Annotated in this window: 15 protein-coding genes; 1 reads left to right on the top strand and 14 read right to left on the bottom strand. The window is 59.0% G+C overall.

Features of this window, described 5'->3' with window-relative positions; genetic code table 11:
* Positions 1-435: 435 nt before the first annotated feature.
* From P5F91_RS29555 to P5F91_RS29540, 4 genes are all read right to left on the bottom strand, one after another.
* Positions 436-1,023: a hypothetical protein gene (locus P5F91_RS29555; RefSeq protein ID WP_277909107.1), complete on the bottom strand. Its 588-nt coding sequence runs from the start codon at positions 1,021-1,023 to the stop codon at positions 436-438.
* 238 nt (positions 1,024-1,261) lie between these two features.
* Positions 1,262-2,050, bottom strand: a complete 789-nt coding sequence (locus P5F91_RS29550) for a hypothetical protein (RefSeq protein WP_277909106.1) — start codon at positions 2,048-2,050, stop codon at positions 1,262-1,264.
* A 44-nt stretch (positions 2,051-2,094) separates the two neighbouring features.
* Entirely contained in the window at positions 2,095-3,333 is a 1,239-nt protein-coding gene (locus P5F91_RS29545) for a ParB/RepB/Spo0J family partition protein (RefSeq protein ID WP_277909105.1), read from the bottom strand.
* 2 nt (positions 3,334-3,335) lie between these two features.
* Entirely contained in the window at positions 3,336-4,319 is a 984-nt protein-coding gene (locus P5F91_RS29540; RefSeq protein ID WP_277909104.1) for a ParA family protein, read from the bottom strand.
* A gap of 296 nt (positions 4,320-4,615) precedes the next feature.
* Here P5F91_RS29540 and P5F91_RS29535 point away from each other — a divergent pair, with 296 nt between their 5' ends.
* A complete protein-coding gene (locus tag P5F91_RS29535; RefSeq protein ID WP_277909103.1) occupies positions 4,616-6,028 on the top strand; it encodes a DUF1173 family protein in 1,413 nt (470 codons plus the stop codon).
* Between the two features lie 514 nt (positions 6,029-6,542).
* Here P5F91_RS29535 and P5F91_RS29530 read toward each other — a convergent pair.
* The 10 genes from P5F91_RS29530 to P5F91_RS29485 form a co-directional block, all read right to left on the bottom strand.
* Entirely contained in the window at positions 6,543-7,025 is a 483-nt protein-coding gene (locus P5F91_RS29530) for a Ros/MucR family transcriptional regulator (RefSeq protein WP_277909102.1), read from the bottom strand.
* Positions 7,026-7,118: 93 nt separating this feature from the next.
* Complete coding sequence (locus P5F91_RS29525) at positions 7,119-8,153, bottom strand: hypothetical protein (protein WP_277909101.1); 1,035 nt, start codon at positions 8,151-8,153, stop codon at positions 7,119-7,121.
* 260 nt (positions 8,154-8,413) lie between these two features.
* Entirely contained in the window at positions 8,414-8,536 is a 123-nt protein-coding gene (locus tag P5F91_RS29520; RefSeq protein WP_277909100.1) for a hypothetical protein, read from the bottom strand.
* Between the two features lie 833 nt (positions 8,537-9,369).
* Complete coding sequence (locus P5F91_RS29515; protein WP_277909099.1) at positions 9,370-9,690, bottom strand: ribbon-helix-helix domain-containing protein; 321 nt, start codon at positions 9,688-9,690, stop codon at positions 9,370-9,372.
* 2 nt (positions 9,691-9,692) lie between these two features.
* Positions 9,693-11,048 carry a cytochrome P450 gene (locus P5F91_RS29510; RefSeq protein WP_277909098.1) on the bottom strand — a complete coding sequence of 452 codons (1,356 nt, stop codon included), beginning with the start codon at positions 11,046-11,048 and terminating at the stop codon, positions 9,693-9,695.
* A complete protein-coding gene (locus tag P5F91_RS29505) occupies positions 11,045-11,686 on the bottom strand; it encodes an acyl-homoserine-lactone synthase (protein WP_277909097.1) in 642 nt (213 codons plus the stop codon). The genes P5F91_RS29510 and P5F91_RS29505 overlap by 4 nt, the downstream gene beginning before the upstream one ends.
* A gap of 713 nt (positions 11,687-12,399) precedes the next feature.
* Entirely contained in the window at positions 12,400-12,696 is a 297-nt protein-coding gene (locus tag P5F91_RS29500) for a hypothetical protein (RefSeq protein ID WP_277909096.1), read from the bottom strand.
* Between the two features lie 29 nt (positions 12,697-12,725).
* Complete coding sequence (locus tag P5F91_RS29495) at positions 12,726-12,962, bottom strand: hypothetical protein (RefSeq protein ID WP_277909095.1); 237 nt, start codon at positions 12,960-12,962, stop codon at positions 12,726-12,728.
* Positions 12,963-13,000: 38 nt separating this feature from the next.
* Positions 13,001-13,417, bottom strand: coding sequence for a DUF6283 family protein (locus P5F91_RS29490; RefSeq protein WP_277909094.1), 417 nt, complete (start codon positions 13,415-13,417; stop codon positions 13,001-13,003).
* 44 nt (positions 13,418-13,461) lie between these two features.
* Positions 13,462-14,022, bottom strand: coding sequence for a hypothetical protein (locus P5F91_RS29485; RefSeq protein ID WP_277909093.1), 561 nt, complete (start codon positions 14,020-14,022; stop codon positions 13,462-13,464).
* Positions 14,023-14,135 lie beyond the last annotated feature (113 nt).

Here is a 14,135-nt window from a genome sequence, read left to right as displayed (position 1 = left end):
TGATGGACCGGAGAAGGGCTGGGGTTGGGCAATCTCATGCGCGGACGCAGGCCGCGCCGCGGTGTTTGGTCGGGCTTGGCCCGACACCGCTGCCCCCCAAGCCCCTTTGAGGGGATGGGGGGTGGGGGGGTTAGGGGGTGGCCGAGCAACGCGCGCGTTGCGCAGGGAACCAATATACCTGAGGCAGGATAGAGAGCTGCAGGCGCAGGCGAGCGCTGCGCGTGTCATTCGTGCCGATTGCCGAGAGCCGCAAGCTGGCCACTGACTGAAACTTTCCGCATATGGGAAGCAATCTGTGGCGGGGAGATTCGACCGTGCAAGCAGCTGAAAGGGCCAGCCAGCGATCACGGCGTCATTCGAGGGGACCAGGCACGCCCCGCCGTGCCGAGATGCGTATGGATCGCGAAGGTTGATGCTGCAACCGAACGGGGGCTTTTAGTTGAGCCTGGTGGTGGGGGCCGGCTTGTCCGGATTGTCTTCGCAGGCGCCAAGGTCGACCAGCTGAGCGGCGCGGAGAGCGCGGCGCAAGAAGAACGTGCGCGGACAGGGTTGGGGTTGTGATGTACAGCCGGCGTCATGTGCGAGCATCAGGTGTAGATGCCCAGCGAGTAGGCCGTCGGTCGCGTCAATCTGCAGGTAGTCCTGGAGGATGCGCCAGTGGTCAGCGGATAGGCGCCGCTGGAGGATAAGCTGGGCGCGGTCACCGATCCGTTCATTGAAGTCCGGCGGCATATGACGATCGAAGACCAGCTTCGCACAGATGCCGGCGATGATCGTAATGATTGGGCAGATGACAAGGATGAGGGGGAGTTGCCGGTCAAGCGCCCGAGCGATGCTGGCGGCCGTTGCGATGAGGGTTGATAGGCCGATGCCGCCCATGAAGAGATAGCCGATCTGCCGCGATCGGCGCGGTGTCCCGATGGTAGTGAGGAGATGGCGCTCATATGGGCTGAGCGTGAACGCGTTTTGGTGGATATCCAGGCGTCGCTTGGTCTGCCCGAGGAATTGGTGGATGTCGACCATGGCGTACCTTCAGCGGCAGCCGGAGAGTGTCGCCTCGGTGGGCTTGGTTGAACGACGGCTGGCATTTTGCGAGGGCACGATTGAGGGAGCGGGCTTAGGACCTTTCGTAAACCGGGCATAAATGTGAGTCACGGGCAACCAAAACCGGCGGTTATGACGATTCGGGAAGTAGGGGCGCGAGTCATCCATATGTAGGTAGATGTACACCGCGACCGGCATCGTCATTTTTGTATCCCAATTATTGCTTGGAGGTGACCTCCGGCGTGGCGGCTGTCCGCCCGAACTTGTTCAGGAGCTTTACCACGGCGGGTATATTTTGGTTAGCGAGAAGTTCGTCGCAGGTGCCCTGATGATCGCCCCGTTCGATTTCGCGCAGTTGGGAACCTTTTAGGGCGATGCCATTGATGTCGTCGAAGGGAAAGGGATGGCAGGTTCGCAGGAAACGCCAGGTGTTGGGATAGGCGGCCTTGAACGACGCTGAGGGAATGTTGAGTTCGGAGAAGGGGATGGCTCGATAAAAGAGGTCCTTTATTTCGTAAATAGCTCTGCAGCAGTCTTCTTGCTTGAACACGTCAATGACAAACGATTTATGTAGACCGATGTAGCCCTTGTCATCAATGTGGGCGGAATGAGAGAGGGAAAAAAGAATAGCGCATGAACTGGCACACAGCGCGTTCTCGGGTATCAGCACCTTCGAGTGAGCTTCCTTCAGGGTCTTGGCCAGTTGCACAGCAATGTCGATTGCGCCGCCAGGACTGTTGAGGGCGACTGTAGGGTAGAGTTTGTGGGCATGGTCAAGCTGATCGAATTTGATCTTTGCTTTGTCGTCGATTGGATCATTAAACAGAAAAACATCATTGTCTCCTTCCGGTAATTTCACATCGGAAGAGCTAAATGGAACCATTTTTGATAAGTCATGGTCGTTCAGGTCAAGGCATGGGTAGTAAGTAGATAAGCCCAAGACGGCGGTGACTACTATCAGCCTGAATGACGCCGAGGCGGTTTTATCGAGAATCTTCTGGATCATTGGAGACGCCAAAAAAAAGGAAGGGGCGGCTGTCGCCGCCCCTGTCAACGCGTGGAAGTCAGTTTATCCAGGACGTCCATCAGGCGCTGGACGGCCTGCCGCTCAGTCGCGGTTAACGACAGCCCCTTGAAGATGTGCATTTCGGCATGGCGTTGGAGGCGTTCAATGTCGTCGAGCTGGATGGGCCGGCGGGGTTGGGCTTCCGTCCGTTCCCGTGCGGTGCCAGTCTTCTCGTGATCATCAAACAGGCCGTCCTGGGGCCCGCTTTCTGCGACCTTCGGGGGGGGCTCACGGGGGACCACCTCGGCGCCATGGTGGATTTCGTGATCCGGGTTGTGGTTGTCGTAGACGGCGCCATCGGCGTCGTCCTGACCGGACAGGGTGGGAGAGGCGGGCGTGGTATGCGGACCGTCCGCTTGAGCCACCTGATCCACGGTGGGGGCGAGGTGCGGTGTGTCGTCGCCGGCATAGCCTTCGACGGTTGGCGTGGGGGCCACCGGGGACGCCGCCGGCACTGTAGGAGCGGGCACAGGGGAAGGGACTTGTGCGGGGCTGGCCAACTGGCTGATGACCTCCGCGACAGTGCTTCCGGCGGCGCCGCGCAGCTGAGACTTGACGCGACGGATGCTCGGGATGGTGAGAGAAAATTCGTCCTTCTGGTACTCCTGCCAGAGGGCCTCTTGGTCCTCCACTTTCATGGTGGAGAGTTCGATCAACAGGCCGAGCGACAGTTCAGAATTCGGAAGGGCGTCCTGGACCGACGGTGCCAGGCGCAGCAGGCCTAGGATTGCGCTGATTTCCGCAGGCTTCTTACCGACGCGCTGGGCGAGGGTCACTTGATCGAGGTCCTCGATCTCCATGTACCGCCTATAGGCCCGGGCTTTGTCCAGCGGGGCCACATCCTCCCGCTGCTCGTTTTCGAGGATCTGCGCGAGCATGTGGTTGGTGTCTTTAACCCTGGCATGGGTACTTTTCCAGCCAAGAAGACGCATTGCCCTCCAACGGCGCTCGCCGATGATGATGATGTACTTGTTCAGCGCTCCAGGCTTGGGACGCACAATGATGTTCTGGAGCAAGCCTTCGGCGGCGATGGTCTGGGCCAGTTCGGCAATGCTGTCGTCACTGAAATGCTGCCGCGGCTGGTCCGGGTCGGGCTCGATGTCCTCGAGGTCGATGGGCTCGAGGATTGTCGCGAGATCCTCGGGCTTGTTGTCGAGCGCAGTTTTGGCACCCTTGAGGATGTTGGTGAGGTTGGACATACCCGGCTTGGGTTTGGTGGCCATGATTAAGCCTCCATGGGCTGAAGGGGAATGGGCTGACGGTTCACCATTGCGGTGGCCATCTCGATGTAGACGCATACACCCTTTGCTTTGGGTCGATACTCGACAGCGACCATGCCATTCGCGGCGGCCCGGCTGAACCAGGCGCTATCGGGGATCGCCTTGAACATGGATTCGTCGGGGAAAACCTGATGGACGGTCCTCAGCATCTCCGGTTCGATTGAACGATCCTTCACTTGGCACGGGAGGATTCCCATGATGCGAAGGGATTTGTTGGAGCTGTCGCGGACTTTTGCGGCGGTCTTGATCAAGTCACTGAGGCCCATCGCGTCAATTGGCTCAGGGCGGAAAGGGATCAGGACTTGATCGGCCGCGGTCAGCATCATTGTGACCAAAACCCCGAGGTATGGGGGGCCATCCAACAAAATCCAGTCGTATTGCTGCCGGATGGGAACCAGCTTGTCGCGGATTATGTAAACCGCATCCCTTTCATAGGACTGGTCGGTGCTTGAAAGCGCGATGTGAGACGCGACGACGTCGATGCCGCTCCGGTGGTGCTGGATAATATCGGCAAATTCCCGTTTGCCGGAGACGACATGATCCAAGGTCTGCCGGTTCCGGTGGAGATCGTCGGTATCGAGCATCAAAATCTGCGACGCGCTCTTGTTCGGATCAAAATCGATCAGCAGAACCCGGGCGCCGGCACGAGCCAGGGCTACCGCCAAGTTTATGCTGGTGGTCGTTTTGCCGACGCCGCCTTTCTGATTGATGATCGCCAAAACATTACCGACAGCCATTTCGCTGTCGATGTGCTCCTGGACACGGGCGGGGATAGCGGTGTTCCCCGATTCCCATTTGGCGATGAGCGGCTGTGAGTAACGGGTGTTGAAGATTTTATTCAGAGCCTCGGCATATTGGGACTGGTTCATGCCAAGGCGGTGACGATGCTGCGCCAGCTTGAGATCTGGGGTGATGTCGGTGGTGGTCATGATGTTCCTCGCTTAGACCCTGAGTTGAGTCTGACAGGGGACCACCATAATCGCAACAAAAATATGCCGCATGATTAGAACAGGCATATGCGGCATACACGACACAATGTCATGCCATGCGGGCATGCGTGAAACAGACCTGGATATGGACGCAGGATGTGTCACGGGCTCGGTCGAGTAAGACGGCCATCTTATCGGCCAGCCTTGGGGCGGTAACCCTGTGGAAATGCACAGGTATGCGGCCAACTGATAGGGGTCTAAAATAGGGAATTTTCGACTTTTACGGGGCCAGGGACATGAGCACCATCGTTGGGGAATCGCACGCGGGCGTGGAGAAAAAGAGTTACGAGGTGGTGTTCGCCGACGGCCGGGTTTTCTCTGCAGAAGAACGGGCGAAAAAGGTCATTTCTTATCTGACGGCGTTGTCCGAGCACCATGGGAGAACATGGGGAGCGGGAGCGCCTCTGTATTGTCGGTGCGTGGAACCACCGGCCGGTGAACGTCATCCCCTCACCAGGCTCTACGTCGCTAAACGGGATAAGGGCTCGGGCGAATATTATATCGCCCGCTACCCCGACAGCGGCCCCCTTCATTCTCCTGACTGCGAATGGTGGGAGCTGCCCCGCGAAAGCAGCGGACTTGATGGTTATGAATCCAGCGTTGTCAAAGAGCTGGAGGACGGGACAGCCAAGGTGAAACTTCGGCGGTCCCTACGGGAGAACCTGGTGGAGCGAACTGGTGAGGCCACCCCCCCGGAGAAGGGACCGCCTCCCGTCGGCCGCAAGTCACAGACGGCCATGACGCTGCGAGGTTTGCTCGATTTCCTCTGGGAGCGGGCCGAGATCAACACGTGGCATCCTGGTATGGCGGGCAAGCGGACGCCAGGTGTGGTCCATCGACGCCTTGTGGAGGCGAGCAGAACGGTGAAGGCCGGCTACGACTGCCTGGATGATTGCAGTCTGTTCTTCTTCCAGGGATTGCATGGCGGCGAATGGGGGTCGCTGATCCGACGAAATTTAACCGTCCTCGAGCGACGCTGGGAGAACAGCAACAACCGAACGAGGCAAAAGGTGCTCGCGGTAGGCGTTGCCAACGGGTTGAAGATCGTCCTGGAAGGGCATCGCTTTGAACTGGATGGCGCGCCTCACCAGCACATCAATGTCATGGTTTCGAAGCAGATGGTCGAGCGTATGGCGAAGTCGTTTTCATGCATTCAGCGGCTGAAGGAGGGGAGTCTGAAAGCGGGTGAGCGAGTTCTAGTCTTGCTCCTCTGCGAGATCAGGGAGTTGGGGAACGCCTTGGCTGAAAAGCAGCGCTGGACCCGTTTGGAAGTACAAGCGGGTGCGGCCACGATCATCACGGATCAATGGATACCCGTTGAGAGTGGCTATGAGCGCTTGATCGTGAATCGCCTGGTGGAGTGTGAGCGGTCCTTCATTAAGCCTTTGAGGTATGACGCGACCAGAGACGTCATGTTCCCCGACGTGATTCTGACGGATGGCGACCCTCCGCTAATCCCCATGGAGATTTACGGTCGGAACGACCCGGCCTACAAGGCGCGGCAAGCAGAGAAAGAAGAGCTTTATGAGCGGCTCTTCCCAGGAGGGGGCCATTGGAGCTGGGACGTGACGGAGGAGGGCACCGCTCCTCCGGAGTTTCCGCCCAAGAAGCCGTGGCAACGAAGGGCCAAGGAAAAGACAGGGACATAAAGTCGAGCAGGGTGACTCTGCTAAGCCGTAGAGTGCCGACACCCGATCACGAGATCGCTTACCAGTGATTGAATTGGGGCTGAGCTTGAATGGCCAGATCGTTGGCAGGATGGCGGGAGGCGGTCCACGCTCTTGGAAGCGGGCGCTGGATCACGAGCTGATTTTTTGCCCTGAATCTGCAGGGGGTTGTTCAGCCGTTCAGTCCTCGGCCGAAGCTTCATATCGAGGGAGTGCGCGCTGATCTTGAAGGAGTTCGGTGCTGACGGCGTGCATCGCGACGTCTCGGGTCTGGATCCGGCATTTCAGGCCCAGGTCAGAAGCCATTTTAATCTGATCTGCTATGAAGGCCGCGGGGCTGGCAAGTAGGATAAGGGACGGTGGCCCGTCTGAGTGTGGGCCGGAGATGCTTCAGGATAAGACTGGCGCGGATTGTCCTTGTATAGGCTTTGGGGGTAGATGCCCTCGAAGGGAGAGGCCGCCGGACGGACGACGGCGGCCTCTCCCGAATTCGGAACTAGGCAGTGGCCGCGGCCTTTTGCCGGGGTCGGGCGCCCTTTTCGGGTTGGGTGGGTGCCGGACTGGGCTTGGTGCCTCCACGATTACGTCCCAAGCCGATTTGCTTCGCCAGGCCTGACCTGGCTTCAGCGTACTCAGGAGCGACCATGGGATAGTCAGAGGGGAGTCCCCATTTGGTGCGGTAATCGTCGGGCGACATGCCATAGGCAGTGCGCAGATGGCGCTTGAGCATCTTGAGACGCTTACCGTCCTCAAGGCAGATGATGTATTCGGGCGTGACCGACTTCCGAATAGGAACGGCCGGAGTGGGCTTGGCCACGGGAACGGGCTCCGGGGGGCGGCTGGCCTCGTCTTCCCAGGCGAGAAGGCCGGAATAAACCTTCTTCACCAAGTCAACAATCTGGTCAGGCTGGGTAGGGGTTCCTTGCATGTGGGCGACGACAAGGGAAATAGCCTGTTCTCGATACTTTTCATTCAACATGATGTCCGTCCTTTCTTTCCCATCAAAGGTGAAGTGTCGACCGGAAGTCGTGATTAGGCCGAATAGTCTAAGGTGGACAGTATAACACAATGTTCAACTGTTTGAATAAGCATTAACAGGCCTCTTTTCTCGTTTTAGGCCTCGCAGTTGGCTCATTACCGTCTGCCTGAGTTGCTGGCTGGCCAGCATTTTCGCCAGATATGCGGTGCGGTTGCCGATCGCGGATCCACTGCGGTCGGCGGGCTTCGCCGCAGCCACGGCGACCGCCGCTATGCATGGGATAGCGCCATGCCGTTTGACGGCCGCTTCCCATGCGCTCGGTCGTAGATCGGAGTGATCCCGGTGAAGGATGGTCTGGGCGGCGCGGACAAAGTCCGTGGGGGCCGGGCTCGGGCTGGAATTGCCGGCCATTGCCGGGAGTTGCGGGCAGTGGGCGATGATCCCGTGCAAAATCGTCTCATCCTGGGCTCCCGTCGGAGGAGGGGGAGGGTCGATTACACACCCCGCTTGCGGTTGTACAGGCTGCTGTTTAGCAGCTGGATATGCTTGTACGTTGTATTTATGGGGGCAGAATTCTTCCGGGTCCCCGGAAGTTTTTTTCTCATATAGGACATCAGTCTCGTCCCTGTCGTGACGAAGGGACTGGTAGTCACCACGGAAGCGCTCTTTTGCAGCCGCGTTCGCCTCTGCCAGGTCGTTGAGCATCATGCCGAGCGGAGCAAGGTCTATTCCGCTCATCCATTGCCGGCGGTTGAGGTGGTCGTACCTGCGAATGAGCAGCCCGGCGTTCTCCAGATCCTGGAGGACCGCCCGGACCTGGCGTTCAGTGCATTGCCAATGCAACGCCAGTTCCGCGTTCCGGACGCGGAGAGTGGCATGGCCTGAGCGCCAATTGTCGGTGTGTATCTTGGCGACAAGCGAGGTGAGGTAGGAGCGGGCCTTGTGTGAGAGAGGCATAAGCGTGTCGCGGCGCATAATTGGCGCGAAACCGGCGCTTAGCAGGGTCATGATTGACGCAGCTGGCGCTGTTGTGCCGGTCCAGCTTTGTGCTTCGCTCACCATCTTATCGAAAAAAGGGGGGCGTTTGGCGACGCCTATGGCGTCGACATCATAATTATGCATCTGCATCGGGCGTACGATCCCTCGTTCGCGCCCTTCGTTAGGGCACGGCCAGGGCAAGCAGCATCGACTTCCGAATTCGGAAGTGCAAAAAGCGCTTGCGTTGTTGGGGGGTGCGAGGCAAGATGCTGGTGTTCAAGCAGCTGTTACCCGGCGCCAACCGGGCTTGCCCCGACGCCTCCCGCCGAAAGGTTGGGGGGCGTTTGGTTTATGGTGGTCTGCTGGCGAAACTCCTTTCGCAGAGAAGGTTGGGGGCTATATGCCTGGTTTCAGAGGGGCAGCACGAGGCGGCCAGCCTTTTGCTCACCCATGACGTAGTCCAGGACCGTTTCCAGGACAGCGGGGCGCGACGCCCGGTTGTTGCCGCGGCGGACACCATGGGCCTGGACCATCTGATCAACCCATTCTCGCTGGTCCGGACGCAGTGGTACTTTAACGATCGTACGGTTGTCAGCGGTAGGTTGGTCCATGGTCGTCCACCCGGTGCACGGAAATCGCGATCAACGTGGGCCGGGAACGTTGCACACGGTACTCGGTACTCGGTACTCGGTACCCGGTCCTGAGTATGTGTCAGCCGAAATGAGCGGCCACGCAAGATCTTTTGCGACGGGGACATAAAAAAGGCGGGGAAGTCCCGGGAATTTAGGGATTTTCTGCCTGAATCGGAGTCGGACTCGGAGTCGCGCGCGTAGTTGCCAGCGGTGGTGCGGCATACTACCCATTGAATCGGTGCCTGCGTTTGGCGATGCGGCAGACTCGAAGAAGGCATGCGACCGGCGACTTCCATAAGCAGGGGGCCTTACCCCAGGTGTTCAGGCGCTCTAATGGGGGAAAGTCGCCGTCAACGTGTGTTTCACGCAACCTGTATGAATATACAGGTAGGCGGCAGCGGGGCGGTCCGGGCATATAGAATGATTGTTCAGCGCACCAGGATGGGTGTCCCCCGATTGGCGGGTAGGAGGTTCTATTCGCCTGTTATATCAAGGGAAGAGGTAAGCGTGGTGATGCGTCCCACGTTCTGGCCAGGCGGGGCGTACGCGCCCGACTGTCATCAAAAAAGTCATGCGGCGATGGGCTGGGGCCAGCTGACAGGGTGACAGTACCCTGAGCGACATGGTTATCCATGGCCCCAAAAGCCTAGGTTGGGAATCGGCGCGATAGGAGGCAAGCGGCAATCAGGACCAGCAGTGTTCCGGACCCGATTGCCGTTTGCTAGACCTGGAGGTTACGAACTGGTCTGTGACACTCTGAGCCAGTAGTCGAGGACCGCCATGCGTATGGCACTGGTACGGTTCACATCTTTGATGCGGAAGCCATCAATAAGCGTCAATAATGTGGTGACATCAGTTTTCTCTCGAACCGCAATTTCCTCGATGGCCCTCCAAAAGACAGGCTCCATGCGCATGCTGGTTCGCCTGTTTCCAATGCGCACGCTTCGCGGCACCTTTTCAATCGAGTTGACGGTGTTGATGATATTAAGCAGCCAGTCATGGGCGGTGGAATTTTGCGAAACAAGATCAGTCCACGGGTGAATTGGAACAGCCATTCCTACCTCCGAGAGGTAAAAATTAGAGGAACACCTGGGCTTGGTTTGAGCATTATTTTAGGCTGTGCCGCGACAGAGATGCCTGGCTGAAGCTCAAAGTTGAACGCCTTGAGGATTGAGGCGAGGACGATTGTCATCTCCAACATGGAAAAGGCTTGGCCAATACAGACGCGAGGCCCCGCTCCAAACGCAAGAAACGCCCGGCGATTTATGTCAGTGTTGAGCCAACGGCTCGGGTCGTAGGTCTCGGGATCAGGCCAGTCTTCTGGGGAGCGATGAGCTAGGTAGGGAGCGCACATGAGTGAAGTGCCGGCGGGAACTCGAATGCCGCCGACGACGCTGTCTTGTAGCGTCACGCGGCTGATGGTCCAAGCCGGTGGCATCCACCTTAGTCCTTCTTCCAAGCACGCTTTGATATAGGGAAAACGCTTAAGGTCGTGCATTGTCGGCTGGTTAGGCCAGTCTGCGGCCTCGGCGGCCGCACGCTCTTTAAGGGAGGGTTGCTGAGCCAAGGCATACAAGGTCCAGGCGAGCGCAGTTCCTGTGGTCTCATGGCCACTGATGAGTAGGGTCAGCACCTCGTCCCGCAATTGCGTCCGGCTCATTGCGCTCCCGTCATCTCCCTGGGCGCTCAGAAGCATTTGCAGAAGGTCAGCCCTTATAGGCCGGTCCCGCCGTCCGGTAATGATCCGGTCAACAACCTTGTCCAGTTGGCTAATCGCTTTCGCGGTTCGGCGGTTTTCCGGAGTTGGAAGCCAATTTGGTGCGTCCAACGGCCGCCAAATGCGTTTCTCGGCATGGGACATGATCGTATTGGCCGCTTCGGTGACCAGGTCTTCGTCGGTCCCGATGTCGTCGCTGAACAGGCATTCGACGACGATGCGCTGGGTCAGCCGCATGGCGTCCCGGAAGACATCGACGGGCTGTTGTAGACCGTGCTTCCCCCAGTCCAGCATCATGTTTTGGGTTCGGCTGACCATGATATTGGTCATCGAACTTAGGGCTGTCTGGTGAAAAGCGGGGGAGATGATGTTGCGTTGCCGTTGCCAAAGCTCGCCTTCACTGGTCACCAGGCCCAAACCCAGCAGGGGGCGAACTTTCCGATAGAAGGGGCTCTTGCCAAACTGTGACGATGTGAGGACGTGGCGCACGTCTTCGGGCCTGGAGAGAAGTAGAACTTTATCACCGACCCAGGGCAGTTCCACGATCGGCCCCAGCCTCGCGGCCGACGTGATATAGCTGAGGGGGTTCGTCCCCATCTTCAGCATTTCCTTGGGAGCGAACCCGGGGACACGCGGTACACCGAACGCTCCTGTTTGCTGGCGGGCGTTCGGCCAAGGGAGATCAATTGCGGTCATGCGGCGATCCCCTCGTTGAGCGTGGACCATTTCGCTCCAATGGCTCGGTGTAGATGCGAAGCAACGTCAGCGACGCCGGCGACGGCTTCTACGCCGTCAGCCATCCGCACGGGCGGGCCATAGAGACTGAGGCGCATTCCTGCGCGCTCCAGGAGGCGCTGGAAGCGGACATCGCTGCAGGCAATGAGCTGATCAGCGCCGAGGGTGTAGGCGGTGTGGAAAAGCCCTTGGAGAAGGCTAGCGGCCGCGGACAGCGCAACGGCAGATCCCAGAAGTGTGTTCAGCGAAAAGCGGGAGACTTCCCATATCGTGGCGGCCTTCGGAGGCGGGTTGCCCCGGAGCACGTCTGGAAAAATGTCCGCCAACATGTAGGGCCCGATAGTCGGAAGAAGCCGCCAGCCGCCGACCACCACCCCCTGGTGCATAACCAGGCCATGAGTGGGCGCAAGGGCGTCAAATTCATCGACGTCGAGGCCGTTGGGGGACGCGGGTATCCAACGGAGCCGGCCATGGAATACGTCATGTCGCAATTGGAATAGCGAGCAGACAGTGTTCAGGCCGTATTTTTGAGCGAGTTCTTCAGCGCGCCCCGCGGCGAATGTCGCGCCGTGCGGGCCAGCTGCTGCGTTGATGGCCATAGGCCCAACTGGGAGCCCCATAGTGGGCGCTGCTACGGTATTTTCCACACTTCCCTCCATCGGTCTGAGCCGACTTTGTGTGGTCGGCTACCGTCGAAGGATTGCGGGGGCCTACTACTGTATGTACTGGCAGTTCTGTTAGGTGCCGCGAAATAAGATTGCGCGCGAAGCCTGGCCATGACCAATGGAACCGCGCTGGGGGAACGGGTCGTCCGGCCCAACCAGATTGGGCCAATGGTATGGAGGATCTGGATCGTGAGCCCGAACGCGGAGGCAATTAAATCGCCACGTCGGAAGGAGGTAACGACGAAGGCCATGATGATTGCGAGGGGATAGAGCCAGAGGACGTGCTGGACTCATGCGGACAGGGGCCGTTCAGGATCGCGGCGTGGCGCCGGTGATGAGGGCTTCTAGAAGCGTCGCCCTGGCTTCGCGCCACGCAGCGGTGAAGGGTTCGTTGACGGTGCCGGTAAGGGAATGGAAGACATCCAGCTTCGAATTGTAAGCGGGGCTCCGTTCGATGAATGCCAGGGCGTCTAGGAGGACGTCTTCTGCTACGGCCGGATTGACGGGCAGCCCACGCAATCGGGACAAGATGCTATCGGTGTCGCCAGGCATGTGTTGGATGGCGGCGCATGTCCAATCCAGAGCCCGTCGGACGGCAGCGGAAGAGGTGAGCAATCCGGCTCGATGGGCTGAGGGTTTAGGGATAGTCATTGGTTCTGCTTGATAAAGGCGCGAGCGGCCAGTTGTGCAGGACCGAGGCGCCGATCAAGGGAGGCCGCGCGGTCGGCAATGAGCTGTGTCAGTACGTAGGCGGGCACTGTTGCAAAAGGGCTGAGGAGAGCAACCGCCTTCTCGACGTCGTGGATTTCATCGATGTTCAGGCCGAACCAAAGGATGACGTCATTTTCTCGAAAGACCTGGCCATAGTAGGTCGTCAAAGGCGGGTCCCACCCTACGACGACTTCATGACCTGGCTTGATGGAGGCAAGGGTGTAGCGGCTCATGGAACGATCGGTTGTTGTTTGCTTTAGGGTTAGGATTGGGCCGACATGGCGGCCATAAGGCCGCGCGTGAAATCCCTGGCAGCCGGACTTAAGTTCTTGTGGATGTCGGTCGTAACGATCCCGGCCTCCGACATCTCGTAGGCCAGGGCATTCAATAGATTAGAGACCGCGCGCGGGCCGGCAGCCGCGATCGTTTCGGCGATCTCAGCCGTCGTAAGGTCAATGCTCGTCTGCTGGCGGAAACTGACGGTGCTGGTGTGGGTCATATCGTGCGCCTACTGACAGGGTGGAGGGGACAGGGTGGCTATCGACACCGGGCTAAGGCGGGGTCGTCAGAAGCCACACCATTGGCTTCGGCCATGTCGCGGTAGCTGTCGTAGAGATCGACCTCTGTGGTGACGTCGTCAGGCTTCAACGACCCGGAACAGCGGGCCAAACGGACGCTCAGGTTATGGTCAGCGCCGCGCAAGAGGAAGCCGGCGCAGGTAGCCGGCTTTTCGGCGCCGGCCATGTGGCAACTGAACTTGTGCAAGGACATATCGTAGGCTGTCTTAGCGCTGATGCGGTAGGCTTCAGCGGGAAACGCGCCGATCGGAGCGGCGCGGCGCCAGGGGCACTCCGGGCAGGGCTTCCGCATGTACCGTGCGCCGCCCCCTTCGACGGAAACGACCTGGTGGTTCTCGTCGGCCGGCCTGATGGAGATGATGGTAGGTGGCTTCATCACGCTGAACCCCGGGGGAGCGTCAACTTGGTCACTTTGGAAATTCAGGTTGGGCGGACTGGCCAGTTCCGGGCCAAATACGACGCCGCAGCGATCTCTGCAGGTGTTGCGGCTAGGCGGCCCGTCGCCGTATCCCATTCGGACCCAATCAGAATTCCTCCCAATGGGCGGTTGATGACCCGTCCAAAGTCCGCGAGATTGCGGCAAATTAGGCGGACTACCTCGCCATCCGGGCAGGTTATGTCGACCGTCACATTGCGATCCGTTCCATCGACATGACGGTGGGTTTTTTCCTTAAGGATGGCCAGACGGTACATGGAATCCGAGGACATGACGTGCCGGGCCTGGACGGCTTCTGGATCGTCGCCAACAATTTGGATTTCATGCCGATCGGGATTTCGCTCCGAGGCCCAGCGCATCGCCCCGTCGACCTCGGTGAACGTCGTTATCAGCCGAGTGTCAACCCAGAGCCCCCAAAGCTCCTCCGGGCGGGTGGTGTTCACCTTGCTGCGCCAATAGCTGGCCGCGGTTTCAGCTGCCGCGATGGCTTCGGGAGTATTTTCGACCCACTCGTGGCTGCCGTTTATCGAAATCCACGCGAACATAGCTTTCCGAATTACAATCATTGTCAACACCTCGGGACGGGAGGTCAGGCGGTAAGGGCGGTGATGGCATCTTGGAGGCGCCGTACGACATCTTGTTCTGATTGGGGGCGAGC

The sequence above is a fragment of the Nitrospirillum amazonense genome, from assembly GCF_029594735.1.
Lineage (GTDB): Bacteria > Pseudomonadota > Alphaproteobacteria > Azospirillales > Azospirillaceae > Nitrospirillum > Nitrospirillum amazonense.
The sequence above is the reverse complement of the archived record's forward strand: the minus strand, read 5'-3'. Positions and strand labels throughout refer to the sequence as shown.